Here is a 17082-nt window from a genome sequence, read left to right as displayed (position 1 = left end):
GCTATTTGGCGTCCGCGTAGCACCGCACGACCGCCGTCGTGAACGGGAAGCGGACCGGGGTGTCGCCGAAGGCGATGCGGCCGGCGCGGTCGCCGGCGGTGCGGATCGCCGCGGCCACCGCCTCGGCCTCCTCGGCCGGGCAGTGCACGATCACCTCGTCGTGCTGGAAGAACACCAGCTCGGCCCGCAACCCGGCGCCCGCGATGGCCTGGCGGAGGGCCGCGAGGAGCAGCAGGGCCCAGTCGGCGGCGCTGCCCTGGACGACGAAGTTGCGGGTGAACCGGCCGCGGGCCCGGGTGTTGGTGGAGGCGTAGCTCGGGGTCCAGCCCTCCTCCCGGTCCTGCGGGATGCCGGCTTCGCCGTCCTCGTCGGCGCCGACCGGAGGCGGGCAGGTCCGGCCCAGCCAGGTCCGTACGAGGCGGCCCTCCTCGCCGGCCTTGGCGGCGTCGTCCACGTACGCCACGGCCTGCGGGAAACGGCGGCGCAGGGCGGCGAGGTTCTTCAGGCCGTCGCCGGAGGTCTGTCCGTACACGGCGCCGAGGACGGCCAGTTTGGCCTTGTCACGGTCGCCGGAGAAGCCCTGGCGGGAGACGGCCGTGTAGAGGTCCTCGGGGCGCCCGGCCACCTCCATGAACGCGGGGTCGCGGGAGATCGCGGCCAGGACGCGCGGCTCCATCTGGTCGGCGTCGGCGACGACGAGCCGCCAGCCGGGGTCGGCGACGACGGCCCTGCGGATCACCTTCGGGATCTGCAGGGCGCCGCCGCCGTTGGTGACCCAGCGGCCGGTCAGGGTGCCGCCGGGGACGAACTCGGGGCGGAAGCGGCCGTCGCGGACCCAGTCCTGGAGCCAGGACCAGCCGTGGGCGGTGTAGATCCGGTACAGCTTCTTGTACGCGAGGAGCGGCTCGACGGCGGGGTGGTCGAGCTCCTGGATCTCCCAGCGGCGGGTGGACTTGAGCCGGATCCCGGCCTCGGCGAAGGCCTTGATGACATCGGCCGGCAGGTCGGGGCGCACGCGGCGGCCGAACGCGGCGGAGACCTCCTCGGCCAGCTCGGCGAGGCGGCGGGGCTCGCCGCCGCCGGCGTACCGCTCGCCGAGGAGCTCGGTGAGCAGGGCGCGGTGGACGTCGGCGCGCCAGGGGAGGCCGGCGCGCTGCATTTCGGCGGCGATGAGGAAGGCCGCCGACTCGGAGGCGGTGAGCAGGCGCATGCGGTCGGGGTGGGCGGTGGCGGCCGTGCGCTTCGCCTGGTCGCGGTAGACGGCGACGAGGGCCTCGAGGGGGAGGGGGACGAAGGCGGGACGGGGGTCGAAGAGGGAGTCCTGGGCCTGGGTCTGGGCGGTGGGGGCGGCCGATCTGGCGGGGGGATCGGGGGGCACGGGGGCGCCGGTGAGGCGGGCCCAGGCGGCCGCGGCCGAGCGGGGTTCGCCGGAGCGGCCTTCGTGGGCGAGGAGGAGGAGCTCGGCGTCCTCGATGTCGTGGCAGCGGTCGACGCGGGCGCCCGCGGCCAGCAGACGGGGGTAGACGGCGGTGGTGCTGCGCCAGATCCAGCGGGTGGGAGCCGGGGCGGAGCGGATCGCCTCCGCGGGGTCTTCGAAGGTGAGGTGGTCTGCGCCGGCGACCGCGGCGGCGGGGGCGGTGGGCGTGCCGGGGGTGGCGGGCGCGGGGGTGAGCGGCATCGCGTGCCAGAGGCCGTCGGGGGCTTCGGCCAGGGCCCAGTGGGGGATGGGGTCGCTCATGGGTGCGAGTGTCCCACCGGGGGCTGACAGTCCGGCCTGGTCGGCGCGCCGGGGGCGGGGTGGGCGGGGCGTGACAAGCTGGGGTGGTGAGAGAGATTGTCGATCGGGCTTGTCAGGCCGCGCTCTACAGCCAGGACGATGCCGGGTTGGACGCCGGTGCCTCGGTGCTCGTCGGGGACGGCGGGCAGTGGGGTGAGGTCGGGCGGGAGCTGCTGGCGCGCGGGGAGGCGTACGTACGCCAGGCCTGGGAGCGGGGGTGGCAGCCCGCCGATGTGCTCCGGCTCGTGGGGCGGGACCTCGGCGACCGGCACCTGCGGATCACCGGCGACCTGATCGCCGCCGAGGCGCGCCGGTACGCCCGGCTGCCCGAGCGGTGGACCGACGCCGAGGTGTGGTGGGGAGACGACCGCGCGTACGGGGAAGCCCTCGTGCGGCGGGAGAAGAGCGATCGGTTCAGCCTGGCCACCGCCGTGCTCGAGGTGTTCCGGCTGTTGATCCGGTTGCCCTCCATCGAGGCGGTCGGGCCACTGCCCGGGGACCCCGTCGGCGACGCCCTGGAGCACGCGCACATCGAGCCCCGCATGCTCTCGCGCATCCGGGCGCTGCTCGCCAAGGCCGAGGCGACCAACTTCCCGGAGGAGGCCGAGGCGCTCAGTGCCAAGGCGCAGGAGCTGATGGCCCGGCACACCGTCGACGAGGCCGTGCTCGCGGCGAGCGGCAAGGGGCCCGCACAGCTGCCCGCTGCCTGCCGCATCGGGGTCGAGGCCCCCTACGAGGAGGCGAAGGCGGTGCTGCTCGACGCCGTGGCCACCGCCAACCGGTGTCGGGCGGTGTGGAACAGCGCCTTCGAGTTCTCCACCGTGGTGGGGTTCGAGAGCGATCTGGAAGCCGTCGAGCTGCTCTACACGTCCCTGCTCGTGCAGGGCACCGCCGCCATGACACGTGCCGAGGCCGCGCAGCGCTCCGGCGGGCGGAAGCGGACCAAGACCTTCCGGCAGTCTTTCCTGCTCGCGTACGCCAGCCGGCTCGGCCAGCGCCTCGCCGAGACCGCCGAGCACACCGTGGCCGAGGCCCCCGGCAACCTGCCCGCCCTGGTGGCCCGCGACGTCGCCGTCACCTCCCGGGCGGACGAGATGTTCCCCCGGACCACCACCACCCGGCTGCGCGGTGCCACCGACCACGCGGGCTGGGAGGACGGCACCGCAGCCGCCGACCGGGCCCACATGGCGACCGGGAGGCCACCGCTCCCGCGTTGTTAGTGCTGCCGCTCAGTGCCGCCGTCCGTCGCCCTCGCCCCGCAGGGCCTGCGTCTCCGACTTCAGGATGCGCATCGACCGGCCCACCGAGCGGGCCATGTCGGGCAGCTTCTTCGAGCCGAAGACCAGTACGCAGACCACGAGGAGCAGGATCAGGTGCCAGGGCTCAAGGGCGTTGCGGAGCATGCGCGGTCCCCTTACGGGTGATGGGAATTCCGGTGCGGTCCCGACCATCGAACAGCGCCGCCCGCGTACGGACAAATCTGAAGAAGGCCTGAAGGGCGGACGGCCCCCGCCGCCGACCGGAGCTTGATCCAGGCTTTATAAGGGTCTGATTCGCCCCTGATCCACCCGAGTTCTTCCCTGACAGTGATCGGGGCAGCACCCTCCGCGTGCACGTGCATCTGCCCATGCATGCGCTTATGAACACAGCTATGATCCGGTGCAGTTGACATCTGCACTATCGGGGGCTTCCTGTGGACCACGCGTACAACGGGATGGCAGCTGCAGAACTCGACGGAGTGACCTGGCAGAAGAGCAGACACAGCAACTCGCAAGGTTCCTGTGTCGAGTTCGCCAAGCTGCCGGGTGGCGCTGTCGCCATGCGCAACTCGCGCTTCCCGGACGGGCCGGCGCTCGTCTACACGCCGGCCGAGATAGAGGCGCTGCTGCTGGGCGTCAAGGACGGCGAGTTCGACCACCTCATCGCCTGAGCGGCCGGAGGGACGGCCGGAGGAACGGCGCGCTGATCAAGCCATGCACGTGCACTGGCCGGGACTGATCGCAATGATCAACCCCGGCCAGTCTCCATCGCCAAGTCCCTTTTGCGGCCCCGAGCCCCCGGCCCCGAGCACCGGCCCCGAGCACCGGCCCCGCGCCTGGTGCCCCGCGCCCCGCCGCCCTACTCGGGCAGCATGAACAGCGCCCAGACGACCTTGCCGGTCAGCCGGCCCGCGAGCGGATGCCAGCCCCAGCTGTCGCTGTAGGCGTCCACGAGGAACAGTCCGCGCCCCGACTCCAGGTCGCAGTTCTCCTGCGTGCGTTCCGGCGCGAACGATCCGCCCGGCCGGTCCTCGCTGGGGTCGCGCACCGCGCACACCAGGCGGGTGCTCCACCGCATCAGGTGCAGCCGCACCGTCGGCTCCGGCTCGCCCGGGCCCAGGCCCGAACCCGTCCCGGACCCGTGCCCCGAGGCCGGGCCCGAACCGGCGCCGACCCCGGCGTCGTCGGGCAGGGCGTGGCGCAGCGCGTTCGTGACGAGTTCGGAGACCACCAGGGCCACGTCGTCGAAGCGCTCGTCGAGACCCCACTGCGACAAGGTCGACCGGGTGAACGAACGGGCGCCCCGCACCGCCTCGAAGCGGGCGGGCAGAGCGCAGGAGGCGGACCCGGAGACAGCCGTGGGGTCGACCGGGGGCAGCCCCTGCCGTAACGGCTCGAGCATGGTCGATCCATTCGTCCCCATGCGAGGCACTCCCGGGATTCGCGGGCGGAGCGGCGCGCTCCGTCCAGAAAGAACTGCGGGGTGGGTCCGGCGCCGGCGCGAAAGAGCACGCAGGTGCGCGGCACCATCGTTCCGAATGCAGAAGCTGGATGCAAGGGCAGATGCACGTGCACGCGCCGGACCTGTCCACTCCCGTGATGGTTCTTGCTCATTTCTTCCTACGCATACTTACGGACTTCTTTTCCGGGAGCCGGGATTCCGTTACAGAACGAGTACGGACCGATGCGTTTTGGTGGCAGACTGCGGGGCCTGGGGTGCGGGGGCCCCGGCGACGCACATCACGCGCAGACCACGCGTACACATGGCGATGGGGAGGGCAGGACTAGTGACCGCAGAAGCAAGCGGTTCTGTGGTGCGCCGCATCCTCCTGGGCTCTCAGCTCAGGCGACTCCGAGAATCCCGCGGCATCACCCGTGAGGCGGCCGGCTACTCGATCCGCGCATCCGAATCGAAGATCAGCCGCTTGGAGTTGGGAAGGGTGAGCTTCAAGGCAAGGGACGTGGAGGACCTCCTCACGCTCTACGGAGTCACGGACGGCGCGGAGCGGGAGTCCCTGCTGGGGCTCGTCCGCGAGGCCAACGCGGCCGGCTGGTGGCACAGCTACGGCGACGTGCTGCCCGGGTGGTTCCAGACGTACATCGGCCTGGAGGGCGCGGCCTCGCTCATCCGGATCTACGAAGTCCAGTTCGTCCACGGCCTGTTGCAGACCGAGGCGTACGCCCAGGCCGTCGTCAGCCGCGGCATGCCCGGCGCCACCAAGGCCGAGATCGACCGCCGCGTCGCGCTGCGCCTGGAACGCCAGAAGGTGCTCGTCTCCGAGAACGCCCCGGTCTTCCACGCCGTCCTCGACGAGGCCGCCCTGCGCCGCCCGTACGGCGACCGCGACGTCATGCGCGGCCAGTTGGAGCACCTCATCGAGGTCTCCCAGCGGCCCAACGTGCAGCTCCAGGTGATGCCGTTCTCCTTCGGCGGCCACGCGGGCGAGAGCGGAGCCTTCACCCTGCTGCGCTTCCCGGAGTCCGACCTCCAGGACATCGTCTACCTGGAGCAGCTCACCAGCGCCCTCTACCTGGACAAAGACGAGGAAGTCGCGCAGTACGAAAGGGCGATGGAGAGGCTCCAGGCCGACTGCCCCGATGCCGACCGGACGCGGGATCTTCTCCGCGGACTGCTCCAACTGTCTTGATTCGCACGTAGTATGACGTCTGATCAGTGCATGATGACCGATCGGTCTCCGGTGCAGCGCACGGGTGCGCGCTCGCAGTAAGGGATGGCATGTCCATATTCGACGACCTGGCTCACCAGTACATCGACGGCGAATGGCTGGCCGGCACCGGTTCGTGGGACATCATCGACGTCAACCCGTACAACGGGGAGAAGCTCGCGGCCATCACCGTGGCCACCGTCGAGCAGGTGGACCGGGCCTACCGCGGTGCCGAGCGTGCCCAGAGAGAGTGGGCCGCCACCAGCCCCTACGCCAGACGCGCCGTCCTGGAACGCGCCCTGCGCATCACCGAGGAGCGCGAGAAGGAGATCATCGAGGCGATGATCGACGAGCTCGGCGGGACCCGTCCCAAGGCCGAGTACGAGGTGCACCTCGCCAAGGAGTTCATCCGCGAGGCGATCCAGCTGGCGATCCGTCCCGAGGGCCGCATCCTCGCCTCCCCGGTCGACGGCAAGGAGAACCGGGTCCAGCGCCTCCCGGTCGGCGTCGTCACCGTGATCAGCCCGTTCAACTTCCCCTTCCTGGTCACCCTGAAGTCGGTCGCCCCGGCCCTGGCCCTGGGCAACGCGGTGGTGATCAAGCCGAACCAGAACGCACCCGTGGTCGGCGGCGGGGTCATCGCCAAGATCTTCGAGGACGCGGGCCTGCCCGCCGGACTCCTCAACGTGCTGGTCACGGACATCGCCGAGATAGGCGACGCGCTCCTGACCCACCCCGTCCCGAAGGTCATCTCCTTCGCCGGCTCCGACCGCGTCGGCCGGCACGTGGGCTCCGTCGCCGCCCGCCACTTCAAGCGGACCGTCCTGGAGCTCAGCGGCAACAGCGCGCTCGTCGTCCTCGACGACGCCGACCTCGACTACGCGGTGGACGCGGCCGTCTTCAGCCGCTTCGTCTACCAGGGCCAGGTCTGCATGGCCGCCAACCGGATCCTCGTGGACGCCTCGATCGCCGAGGAGTTCACCGAGAAGTTCACCACCCGCGTGCGGAGCCTGAAGACCGGCGACCCCCACGAGGCCGACACCCACATCGGCCCGCTGATCAACTCCTTCCAGGCCGACGCGCTGACCGCGCTGGTGGACCAGGCCGTCGAATCCGGCGCCCAGGCCCTCGTACGCGGGTCTACGCGCGGCAACCTGGTCGAGCCGACCGTCCTGGCCGGCCTGCCCGAGGACTCCCCGCTGCTCGGGCAGGAGATCTTCGGCCCGGTGGCGCTGCTGGTGGTCTTCGACGGCGAGGACGACGCGGTACGGCTGACCAACGCGACCCCGTACGGGCTGAGCGGCGCCGTGCACACGCGGGACGTGGAGCGCGGCGTGCGGTTCGCGCAGCGGATCGAGACCGGGATGATCCACGTCAACGACTCGACCATCGGGGACGAGCCGCTCGCCGCGTTCGGCGGGGAGAAGGCCTCGGGTCTGGGCCGGCTGAACGGCGAGGCCACGATCGAGGCCTTCACCACCCAGAAGTGGATCTCGGTGCAGCACGGCCGCAGCACTTTCCCCTTCTGACACCGGCTGACACCGGCGCCCTTCCGGCCCCTGATCCACTTCCGGCCTCGTCTCTCCTTCCGGGGTCGCTCTAGACTCGTGCGAGTCAGTGGCGGGCAGCGTTCCGGGGGAGTCCTGAGTTGAGCAACATTCCGGAGACGGGGCGCACGCCCCGGGTCCAGAACCGCCTGGTCGTCATCCAGGTGGTCGTCTTCTCCCTGCTGCTCACGCTGGGCGGACGCCTGTGGTACCTCCAGGTCCGCAACGGCCAGGAGTACACGGACGAGGCCAAGAACAACCACACCCAGCAGGTCGTCCAGCCCGCCGTGCGCGGCTCGATCCTGGACTCCCGCGGGGTGCCCCTCGCCGACAACGAGACGCGCATGGTCGTCTCCGCCAGCCGTACCGACCTCACCAAGATGAAGGACAAGGGCAAGGACGTCCTGACCCGGCTCGCCGGCGTCCTGGGCCTCAACCCGGACGAGGTGGTCAACAGTGTCCGGCTGTGCGACGCCAAGACCCCCAAGCCGTGCTGGAACGGCTCCCCGTACCAGCCGATCCCCGTCACCGACGAGGCGACGACGGACCAGGTGCTGGAGATAAGGGAGCACGCCGAGCAGTTCCCCGGCATCACCGCCGAGCCGACCGCCCTGCGCCGCTACGCCGGACCCGACGGGGCCAACACCTCGCAGGTGCTCGGCTACCTCTCGCCCGTCACCGATGCGGAGATCACCAAGGCCAAGAAGACCGACTCCCCGTACCTGCGCTCCGACCAGGTGGGCCGTTCCGGCCTGGAGCGCACGTACGACAAGGAGCTGCGCGGGAAGGCGGGCGTCACCCGCTACGAGGTGGACAACCTCGGGCGCGTCATCGGGCAGGCGCAGGCCGACAAGCCGACGCCCGGCTCCAACATCGTCACCTCGATCGACTCGCGCGTGCAGGCGGTCGCCGAGCGCGAGCTGAACGGCGCGATGGTCGAAGCGCGCAAGACGTACGACAAGATCACGCACAAGAACTACGAGGCCGACTCGGGTGCGGTCGTCGTCATGGAGGCCAAGACCGGCCGGATCGTGGCCATGGCCTCGAACCCGACGTACGACCCGAACGCGTGGGTGGGCGGCATCTCCGCCAAGGACTACGCGTCCCTCACCGACAAGGAATCCAACTACCCGCTGCTCAACCGGGCGATCCAGGGCCAGGCGGCCCCCGGCTCGATCTTCAAGGTGGTCTCCTCGACCGCCGCGGTGAACGCCGGGTACCCCTTCAACGGCCGGTACGGCTGCCCCAGCTCGTACTCGGTCGGCAGCCAGACCTTCACCAACTTCGAATCACAGGGCTACGGCGACATCACCATCGGCCGGGCCCTCGAAGTCTCCTGCGACACCGTCTACTACGGCATCGCGGACAAGGAGTGGAAGAAGGACGGCGGGATCAACCCCAAGAAGGACCCGAGCGACTGGTTCTACAAGACGGCCCACGAGTTCGGGCTGGGCAAGGCGACCGGCGTCGACCTGCCGAACGAGGTGAACGGCCGGGTCCCCGACCGCCAGTGGAAGAAGGACTTCTTCGAGGCGAACAAGGCCGCCTGGTGCCGGGACGGCAAGAAGGACGGCTCGTACGCGGAGAAGATCGCGTACGAGAACTGCCGCCAGGGCAACCAGCTGCGCGAGGGCGACGCGATCAACTACTCGATCGGCCAGGGCGACACCCTCGTCACCCCGATCCAGATGGCGTCGATCTACGCGGGCATCGCCAACGGCGGCATGATGCACCAGCCGAGCATCGGCAAGGCGGTCGTCAGCGCCGACGGGACCTCGGTCAAGGAGATCGCGCCGAAGGAGCAGGGCCGGCTGCCGATGGACGAGGAACTGCGCGACGACATCGACGGCGCGCTCGCCTCGGTGGCCACGACCGGCAGCGCGGCCTGGCGCTTCGGCGGCTGGCCGCAGAAGCAGATCCCGATGCACGCGAAGACCGGTACGGCCGAGGTCCAGGGCAAGCAGACCACCTCGTGGTTCGCCTCGTACACCGAGGACTACGCGATCGTCATGACGATCTCCCAGGGCGGTACGGGCTCCGGGGCTTCCGGGCCGGCGGTCCGCAAGATCTACGAGGCGATGTACGGGCTCGACGAGAAGGGCGCCCAGGACCTGTCCAAGGCGCTCCTCCCCAAGCCGCAGACCGAGCTCCCTGCCATCCGCCCGGAGGGTGCCGGAAACTAGGCCCGACACCGGCGGGATTGAGGACAGAACCTGACCGCGACCCTTCGTAACGTGTTCCTTGTCAGCGGGAAGACCCACGAAAGAGGCGGTTGGTCATGGCTCACATCTCCGAAGAGGTCCCGGGCGACGAGCGCGGCACGCTCCTGCTCTTCGTCGAATCCCAGCGCACGGCGATCCGCGAAACGCTGGCCGGACTGACCGCGGAGCAGGCGGCGAGCCGCCCCAGCGCCAGCGAGCTGTCGCTGTCCGGGCTGGTCAAGCACGTGGCCGGGGTCGAGCTGACCTGGCTGCGGATGGCGCAGGGGCGGGCGGACGAGACCGAGCAGAGCCCCGAGTCCTGGGCCGATGCCTTCCGGCTCGTCGGGGACGAGACCCTCGAGTCCGTCCAGGCCTTCTGGGACGGGGTCACGGCCGAGCTGGTCGCCTTCGTACGGGACCTCCCCAGCCTGGACGAGACCTTCCCGCTGCCGCCGGCGCCCTGGTTCCCCGAGAACGCCAAGGTCTCGATGCGCTGGATGCTGCTGCACCTGGTGGAGGAGTTCGCCCGGCACGCGGGCCACGCGGACGTCATCCGCGAGTCCCTCGACGGCACCAAGGCGATGGGATAGCGGCGGCTCCGGCGGGGACCTTCGGGGCGGACTTGCACCTCACGCGGCGTGAGGACCCAGAGTGAAGGGCGTACCGACCGAAGGAGCGGAAACCATGAGCTACTCCGTGGGACAGGTCGCCGGATTCGCCGGAGTGACGGTGCGCACCCTGCACCACTACGACGAGATCGGCCTGCTCTCCCCGGGCAGCCGCAGCAGTGCGGGTCACCGGCGCTACGACGACGCCGACCTCGACCGGCTGCAGCGGATCCTGTTCTACCGGGAGCTCGGCTTCCCGCTCGAAGAGGTCACGGTCCTGCTGGACGATCCGGAGTCGAACCCGAGGGAGCACCTGCGCCGGCAGCACGCCCTCCTGTCCGACCGGATCGCCCGGCTCCAGCAGATGGCCGAGGCCGTTGAGCACGCCATGGAGGCGCAGAAGATGGGCATCAACCTCACGCCCGAGGAGAAGTTCGAGGTCTTCGGGGACTTCGACCCCGACCGGTACGCGGACGAGGCGCACCGGCGCTGGGGGAACACGGACGCGTACAAGGAGTCCGCCCGCCGGGCGGCCGGCTTCACGAAGGAGGACTGGAAGCGCTTCCAGGACGAGGCGGACGAGATCAACCGGCGGTTCGCCGCGTTGCTGGACTCCGGCGCGGCCGCGGACTGCGAGGAGGCCATGGACGTGGCCGAGGAGCACCGCGGCTGGATCGACCGCAACTGCTACACCTGCTCGCACGAGATGCACACGTGCCTGGGGGAGATGTACGTCGCGGACGAGCGCTTCACGGCCTACTACGACAAGATCCGGACCGGCCTGGCGGTGTACGTGCGGGACGCGATCCTCGCGAACGCCGTCCGCAGCGTGTAGGGCCCGTCCGGGCAGCCTCGTGTTCCCCACATGGCCCCCTCCCGGTACCTGGAACCGGGAGGGGGTCCTGTGCGTTGATAATTGAAACCGCCGTCTTGTCCGGCGCACCCGCGGACGCCCGCCGCGACACCCCCAGATCCAGGAGAGCCCGGAACTCGTGTACACGCTTGCGCTCGGCCCTGAGTGGCTGTCCCCGGAGTATCTGATCGGGCAATTCGGTCTGATCGGCATCCTGGTCATCGTTTTCGCCGAGTCCGGCCTCTTCGCGTTCCTGCCCGGGGACTCGCTGCTGTTCACGGCGGGCCTTTTCACCGCGAGCGGGACGATCACTCAGCCGCTGTGGCTGGTCTGCACCCTGATCTCGGCCTCCGCCATCATCGGTGACCAGGTCGGATACATGATCGGCAAGGTCTTCGGCCCGAAGATCTTCAACCGGCCGAACTCCAAGCTCTTCAAGCGCGAGAACCTCGACTCGGCACACGACTTCATGGAGAAGCACGGCCCCAAGGCCATCGTGCTCGCGCGGTTCGTGCCGATCATCCGCACCTTCGCGCCGATGGTCGCGGGCGCGACGGCGATGAAGTACCGCACCTTCCTGACGTTCAACATCATCGGCGGCATCCTGTGGGGCGCGGGCGTCACGATCCTGGGCTACCAGCTCGGCCAGTTCGAGATCATCAAGAAGAACGTCGAGCCGATCTTCATCGTCATCGTCCTGATCTCCGTCATCCCGGTGATCTTCGAGGTGGTGAAGGCCCGCAAGGAGAAGAAGGCGGCGGCCGCCTCCGGCGGGCTGCCCGCGGCCGAGGAGGACCCGCAGGCCCCGGGCCGGCGCGGTGGCCGCCACGCCAAGCGCTGAGCCCCGTACAGGCCCGTCCGAAGGCCCCGGCGACCCGAGAGGTCGGCCGGGGCTTTCGCATGTGCGGGGGCCGCGGGGGCCGCCGGGGCCGCTCCGGGACCGTCCTAGAAGCCGCGGGTCCGCTTGGCCGCGCGCCGCTTGGCCGCGCTCGCGGCCCCCGGGATCCGCATGAACAGCCGCGAGGTCTCCGACCCCAGGTTGACCCCGATCGCGATGGCCAGCGCGATGGCGGCGGCGTTGACCAGCGAGCCGAGGCCCTCGTTCAGCCGGTTCTCGGCGATCAGCAGCAGCCCGTAGTACGTCGCCGAGCCGGGCAGCAGCGGGCCGATGGCCGCCGTCGTGTACGGCAGGGCCGAGGCGAACCGGTAGCGGGAGAAGAGCTGGCCGAAGAGGCCGACCAGTCCGGCGGCGATGGCGGTGGAGGGCACGGGCGGGATCTCGCCCGCGTAGTGTAGGGCCCCGAAGGTCACCCAGGCGACCCCGCCGTTCAGCGTCACGATCCACACGGTGGAACGTTCCTGCTGGAGCAGGATCGCGAACGTGAACACCAGCACCATCGATGCCGCGATCTGGATCAGCGGTCGCTGGGTGATCTGGAGGACCTCCTCCGGCTTCGGCGAGGAGCCCAGCTGGAGCCCGAGGTACAGCACGACCAGCACGCCCATGATGATGCCGATGAAGAGGTACATGACCTCCAGCAGCCGGGCGGAGGCGGTGATGTAGAAACCGGTCAGGCCGTCCTGCACCGCCGCGACCAGGGCCCGCCCGGGCAGCAGCGCGAACAGCCCGCCGGTGATCACCGCGGAGGCGCGCACGTCGATCTCGCCCAGTTTCAGGGCCACGCCTATCGCGGCCGGCGGCATCGCGGCCACGACGAACTGGTAGAACTCCGGCAGCCCGCGCCCGGCGCACAGCCAGGCCAGCCGGTCGCCGAGCATCGCACCGATCGCGGCGGCGAAGAACACGAGCACCCCGCCGCCGACCAGGGTGGAGGCGGCCCCGGCGAGCAGCCCGGCGGCGGCCGTCAGGACCCAGGAGGGGTACGGGTGCCGGTTGCGGCGGATCTCGGCGAGGCGCCGGTAGGCCTCCTCCAGCGAGAGCTCGAACTCGTGCGCGCTGATGTCGTCCACCAGCTGGTAGACCGCGGCCAGCCGGGTGTAGTCGGTGCCGCGGCGGCGCACGGTCCGGCTCGCCGAGACCGGGTCGTCGACGAGCGAGGGCTGGTGGGTGATCGACAGGAGCGTGAAGGTGACCGTCGGCTCGCAGCGGTCCAGCCCGTAGGAGCGGGCCACCGCGAACATCGCGGCCTCCACGTCCTCGGCGCCCTCGCCGCCCGCGAGCAGCAGCTCGCCGATGCGCAGGGTGAGGTCGAGCACGCGGCCCACGGCGGGTCCGGACTCGGTGTGCTTCTGCACGGCCTCCGGGACGGGCCGGACGTCGACCGGCATGCGCAGCATGGTGCGCATGCGGTCCTGCCAGGGGGATTCCTTCATCAGGGAGACGGGGAACCCCGCGCCGGGGGTGTAGGCGGGAGGGGAGTGCTGGGCACTGTACGTGGCCGGCGGCGCGAAGGCGGAGCCCTCGGGGCCGGGCCCGGCGGCCGGCTCGGGAACCCCTTCCGGCACGGCGAACTCGGAGGTCGGCTGGTCGTCGTCGACCGGCTCGGGCTCGATTCCGGCGGGGGGAGCGAAGGCGCTGCGCGCCTCGTCGGATTTCGGCTTCCGGTCCTCCGTGCCCCCGGATCCCTCGCCCTCCGCCACACGTCCTCCAGTCCCCGACCAGCCCGGGTATCAGTATGCGGAACCGCTTCGTCCTCGGCGAAACCAGACGACGAACGGGCGGTACCCCCTCGGTGAAGGGGTACCGCCCGTTCTTGTCATTCAGGGGCTGAGCGGACTCAGTGGTGGCCGCCCTGCGCCTCGAGGCGCTTGAAGGAGGCCTCGATCTCGGCCTCGGCCTCGGCGCGGCCGACCCAGTTCGCGCCCTCGACCGACTTGCCCGGCTCCAGGTCCTTGTAGACCTCGAAGAAGTGCTGGATCTCGAGGCGGTCGAACTCCGACACGTGGTGGATGTCGCGCAGGTGCTCCACGCGCGGGTCCGAGGCCGGCACGCAGAGCAGCTTGGCGTCGCCGCCCGCCTCGTCGGTCATGTTGAACATGCCGATCGCGCGGCACTTGATCAGGCAGCCCGGGAAGGTGGGCTCGTCCAGGATGACGAGGGCGTCCAGCGGGTCGCCGTCCTCACCGAGGGTGTTCTCGACGAAGCCGTAGTCCGCCGGGTAGCTGGTGGAGGTGAAGAGGCGACGGTCCAGACGGATCCGGCCGGTCTCGTGGTCCACCTCGTACTTGTTCCGCGAACCCTTGGGGATCTCGATGGTGACGTCGAACTCCACGTCCTGCTCCTCCATGATCAGCTTCATTTGCTTCGGGACTGCATTGATTCATCTGCTCGCGGGTCGTCCCCGGCCCTGCAGGGTGGGGTGCCATGCTCGCGGCAAGACGCAGTGGTTAAGTGTCCCTCACGCATATGTGTGATCGCGAAAGGGGCTGGTCCGAGGTGCCATTGGTCAAGACGTGGCAGCTCATCGCGGTGTCGGCCGTCTCCGGCCTCGCCCTGTCGGTGGCCGCGGTGGCCGCCGCCGGTCCTTGGGACTCCGGCCAGCGTAAGGCCGAGCGGGACAGGGCCGCCTCCCGGGGCCTTACGGGTGGCGCAGATCACGGCGGCGGCCGCGCCGGCGGGCCGCTCCCGCAGGCCGCGCCCAGCGCCCCCGGGGTGCTCCCGGGGATCGGCCCGGGGGCCGTGCGCACGGCCGGCAGCGGGGTCGCGGCCGCCGATACGGGGCGGTTCGCCGAGGTGCTGCGGCCGCTGCTGGCCGACCCCGCGCTCGGGAGCGTCCGTACGGCCTCGGTGGTGGACACCGCCACCGGGCAGGTGCTCTTCGAGTCCGGACCGCGCGAGGCCATGACCCCCGCCTCCACCACCAAGATCGCCACCGCGGCGGCGGCCCTCGCCGCGCTCGGCCCCGAGCACCGGATCCGGACCACCGTGGCCCCCGGGGCGGGTCCCGGGGAGATCGTCCTGGTCGGCGGCGGCGACCCCTCCCTCACCGCCAGGAAGAAGAGCCCCGCCGGGTCCGGTGGCAGCCTCGTCGCCCTCGCCGCCGACACCGCCCAGGCCCTCAAGGCCGCCGGCACCGACTCCGTGCGCCTCGGCTACGACGACACCCTCTTCACCGGCCCCCTCCGCCACCCGATCGGCGAGAACCCCAACATCGCGCCGGTCACCGCGCTGGCGGCCGACGAGGGCCGCACCGACGACTCCACCTCCGGCCCGGTCGACCGGGTGGCGGACCCCGCCAAGGAGACGGCCCGCTCCTTCGCGGCCCTGCTGAAGGACCGCGGCATCAAGGTCACCGCCGACCCGGCCAGGGCCACGGCGCCCGCCGGGGTCCAGCCGCTCGCCACCACCCTCTCCACCCCGCTCGCCGGGCTCGTCGAGCGGATGCTGACCAACAGCGACAACGACATCGCCGAGGTCCTCGCCCGCCAGACCGCCCTCGCCTCCGGGCAGCCCGCCAGCTTCGAGGGCGCCGAGAAGGCCGTCACCGGCCGGCTCACCGCCCTCGGCGTCGACACGTCCGGCTCCCGCTTCGCCGACGGCAGCGGCCTCAACCGCGCCGACAAGATCAGCACCGGGCTGCTCGCCGCACTCCTCGCCAAGGCCGCCGACCCCCAACGGCCGGAGCTGCGGCCCGTGCTCACCGGACTGCCCGTCGCCGGCTTCACCGGCACCCTGCGCAGCCGCAACACCGGCACCTCACCGGCGGCCGGCCTGGTCCGGGCCAAGACGGGCACCCTGACCGGCGTGAACTCCCTCGCCGGGACCGTCGTCGACTCCTCCGGGCGACTGCTCGCCTTCGCGTTCCTGACCGCGAACACACCCGACTCCGGGGCCGCGGAGAAGGGCCTCGACAAGCTCGCCGCGGCCGTGGCCCGCGCTTCGTAGCACCTCCCGGCGCCTCCGGGGGGATCCGCCGCGGCGCCGGTCCACGTACCGTTGACGCATGACGAGCATCGGTGGTGCCGAGATGGTCGACTGGAATCTCGCGGTGGCGACCGCGACCCGGCTGGTCCGGCCCGGTCCCGAGGTCAGCCGCGACGAGGCCCGCGCCGTGGTGGCGGAGCTGCGCGGGCACGCGAAGACCTCCGAACGACACGTCCGCGAGTTCACCCGGATGATCCCCGAAGGGGCCGTCGTCCCCGACACCCCCGTCCTCGTCGTCGACCGGGCCGGCTGGGTCCGGGCCAACGTGGCCGGCTTCCGCGAGCTCCTCGCCCCGCTGCTCGGCAAGATGCAGGACCGCCGCGCCGGCGCCCCGGCCGGCGCCGTCCTCGGCGCGGTCGGCGGCAAGGTCACCGGCGTCGAGCTGGGCATGCTGCTCAGCTTCCTGGCCTCCCGCGTGCTCGGACAGTACGAGACCTTCGCCCCGGCCGGGCGCGACCTGCCGGGCTCGGCCGCGGGCGGCGGCCGGCTGCTGCTCGTCGCCCCGAACATCGTCCACGTCGAGCGCGAGCTGGACGTGCGCCCGCACGACTTCCGGCTGTGGGTCTGCCTGCACGAGGAGACGCACCGTACGCAGTTCTCGGCCGTCCCCTGGCTGCGCGACCACCTGGAGGGCGAGATCCAGACGTTCCTGGGCGCCACCGAGGTCGACCCGGCGACCGTCCTGGAGCGGCTGCGCGAGGCCGCCCAGTCCTTCGCCGGCGCCCGCCCCGACTCCGAGCAGGGCGACGAGGGCCGCTCCCTGGTCGAGCTCGTCCAGACCCCCGAGCAGCGCGAGGTGCTCGGCCGCCTGACCGCCGTCATGTCCCTGCTGGAGGGCCACGCCGACTACGTCATGGACGGCGTCGGCCCCTCCGTGGTGCCCTCGGTCGCCGAGATCCGGGAGAAGTTCCAGCAGCGCAGGGCCAGTGGGGCGGGACGCCTCGACGCCGCGCTGCGCAAGCTGCTGGGGCTCGACGCCAAGCTGCGCCAGTACCGCGACGGCGAGCGGTTCGTACGGGCCGTCGTCGGACAGGTCGGCATGGACGGCTTCAACCGGGTCTGGACCTCCCCGAACACACTGCCGACGAAGGCGGAGATCGCCAAGCCCGCGGACTGGGTCGCGCGGGTGCACCGCAAGGGCGAATAGGAGCGAAGGGGAGTGACTCAGGGGGCGTAAACATGTCCCACTGGGGGAAGAAGCGTCACCCGTCCGAGGGACCGTGGGGCGTGGAAGGGCGTGCGATGCTCAGGGAACGGCTCGGCTCTGTCACCATCGACGCACTCTG

The 17082-nt window shown here is 71.1% G+C and carries 14 protein-coding genes and 1 pseudogene; 10 read left to right on the top strand and 5 right to left on the bottom strand.

Annotated features, from left to right (window positions below; translation table 11 throughout):
* Position 1: 1 nt before the first annotated feature.
* Positions 2 to 1738, bottom strand: a complete 1737-nt coding sequence (locus ACFY1T_RS08295; RefSeq protein WP_390787493.1) for a bifunctional 3'-5' exonuclease/DNA polymerase — start codon at positions 1736 to 1738, stop codon at positions 2 to 4.
* Positions 1739 to 1824: 86 nt separating this feature from the next.
* Between ACFY1T_RS08295 and ACFY1T_RS08290 the strand changes: the two genes are divergently transcribed.
* The gene (locus ACFY1T_RS08290; protein ID WP_390787492.1) at positions 1825 to 2997 is read left to right on the top strand and encodes a DUF2786 domain-containing protein; all 1173 of its coding nucleotides are present in this window, start codon (positions 1825 to 1827) and stop codon (positions 2995 to 2997) included.
* Positions 2998 to 3006: 9 nt separating this feature from the next.
* On the opposite strand, the gene tatA is transcribed toward ACFY1T_RS08290, so the two are convergent.
* A complete protein-coding gene (tatA, locus tag ACFY1T_RS08285) occupies positions 3007 to 3180 on the bottom strand; it encodes a Sec-independent protein translocase subunit TatA (RefSeq protein WP_390787491.1) in 174 nt (57 codons plus the stop codon).
* Between the two features lie 290 nt (positions 3181 to 3470).
* Here tatA and ACFY1T_RS08280 point away from each other — a divergent pair, with 290 nt between their 5' ends.
* Entirely contained in the window at positions 3471 to 3707 is a 237-nt protein-coding gene (locus ACFY1T_RS08280; protein WP_030868010.1) for a DUF397 domain-containing protein, read from the top strand.
* A gap of 188 nt (positions 3708 to 3895) precedes the next feature.
* Here the strand turns inward: ACFY1T_RS08280 and ACFY1T_RS08275 are convergent, their stop codons facing one another.
* The gene (locus ACFY1T_RS08275) at positions 3896 to 4438 is read right to left on the bottom strand and encodes an ATP-binding protein (RefSeq protein WP_390787490.1); all 543 of its coding nucleotides are present in this window, start codon (positions 4436 to 4438) and stop codon (positions 3896 to 3898) included.
* 367 nt (positions 4439 to 4805) lie between these two features.
* Between ACFY1T_RS08275 and ACFY1T_RS08270 the strand changes: the two genes are divergently transcribed.
* The 6 genes and pseudogenes from ACFY1T_RS08270 to ACFY1T_RS08245 all read left to right on the top strand — a co-directional run.
* The gene (locus tag ACFY1T_RS08270; RefSeq protein ID WP_051805887.1) at positions 4806 to 5684 is read left to right on the top strand and encodes a helix-turn-helix transcriptional regulator; all 879 of its coding nucleotides are present in this window, start codon (positions 4806 to 4808) and stop codon (positions 5682 to 5684) included.
* 89 nt (positions 5685 to 5773) lie between these two features.
* Complete coding sequence (locus tag ACFY1T_RS08265) at positions 5774 to 7231, top strand: aldehyde dehydrogenase family protein (RefSeq protein ID WP_390787489.1); 1458 nt, start codon at positions 5774 to 5776, stop codon at positions 7229 to 7231.
* A 119-nt stretch (positions 7232 to 7350) separates the two neighbouring features.
* The gene (gene mrdA / locus ACFY1T_RS08260) at positions 7351 to 9432 is read left to right on the top strand and encodes a penicillin-binding protein 2 (RefSeq protein WP_390787488.1); all 2082 of its coding nucleotides are present in this window, start codon (positions 7351 to 7353) and stop codon (positions 9430 to 9432) included.
* A 95-nt stretch (positions 9433 to 9527) separates the two neighbouring features.
* On the top strand, positions 9528 to 10040 hold the full coding sequence (locus ACFY1T_RS08255; protein WP_390787487.1) for a DinB family protein: 513 nt from the start codon (positions 9528 to 9530) through the stop codon (positions 10038 to 10040).
* Between the two features lie 94 nt (positions 10041 to 10134).
* Positions 10135 to 10893 (top strand): MerR family transcriptional regulator, encoded by a 759-nt coding sequence (locus ACFY1T_RS08250; RefSeq protein WP_390787486.1) that lies wholly within the window; start codon positions 10135 to 10137, stop codon positions 10891 to 10893.
* 157 nt (positions 10894 to 11050) lie between these two features.
* A pseudogene (locus ACFY1T_RS08245) lies at positions 11051 to 11716 on the top strand (DedA family protein); the annotation flags it as partial.
* Positions 11717 to 11856: 140 nt separating this feature from the next.
* On the opposite strand, the gene ACFY1T_RS08240 reads toward ACFY1T_RS08245, so the two are convergent.
* Positions 11857 to 13512: a threonine/serine exporter ThrE family protein gene (locus tag ACFY1T_RS08240; RefSeq protein WP_390787485.1), complete on the bottom strand. Its 1656-nt coding sequence runs from the start codon at positions 13510 to 13512 to the stop codon at positions 11857 to 11859.
* Between the two features lie 137 nt (positions 13513 to 13649).
* Positions 13650 to 14144, bottom strand: coding sequence for an inorganic diphosphatase (locus ACFY1T_RS08235; protein WP_007264878.1), 495 nt, complete (start codon positions 14142 to 14144; stop codon positions 13650 to 13652).
* Positions 14145 to 14278: 134 nt separating this feature from the next.
* On the opposite strand from ACFY1T_RS08235, the gene dacB reads away from it, so the two are divergent.
* Both dacB and ACFY1T_RS08225 read left to right on the top strand, forming a co-directional pair.
* Positions 14279 to 15757, top strand: coding sequence for a D-alanyl-D-alanine carboxypeptidase/D-alanyl-D-alanine-endopeptidase (dacB, locus tag ACFY1T_RS08230; RefSeq protein ID WP_390787484.1), 1479 nt, complete (start codon positions 14279 to 14281; stop codon positions 15755 to 15757).
* Between the two features lie 58 nt (positions 15758 to 15815).
* On the top strand, positions 15816 to 16943 hold the full coding sequence (locus ACFY1T_RS08225; protein WP_390787483.1) for a zinc-dependent metalloprotease: 1128 nt from the start codon (positions 15816 to 15818) through the stop codon (positions 16941 to 16943).
* Positions 16944 to 17082: the final 139 nt, after the last annotated feature.

The sequence above is a fragment of the Streptomyces sp. NPDC001194 genome (assembly GCF_042896985.1).
Lineage (GTDB): Bacteria > Actinomycetota > Actinomycetes > Streptomycetales > Streptomycetaceae > Streptomyces.
This window is presented reverse-complemented; position numbering and strand designations above follow the sequence as displayed.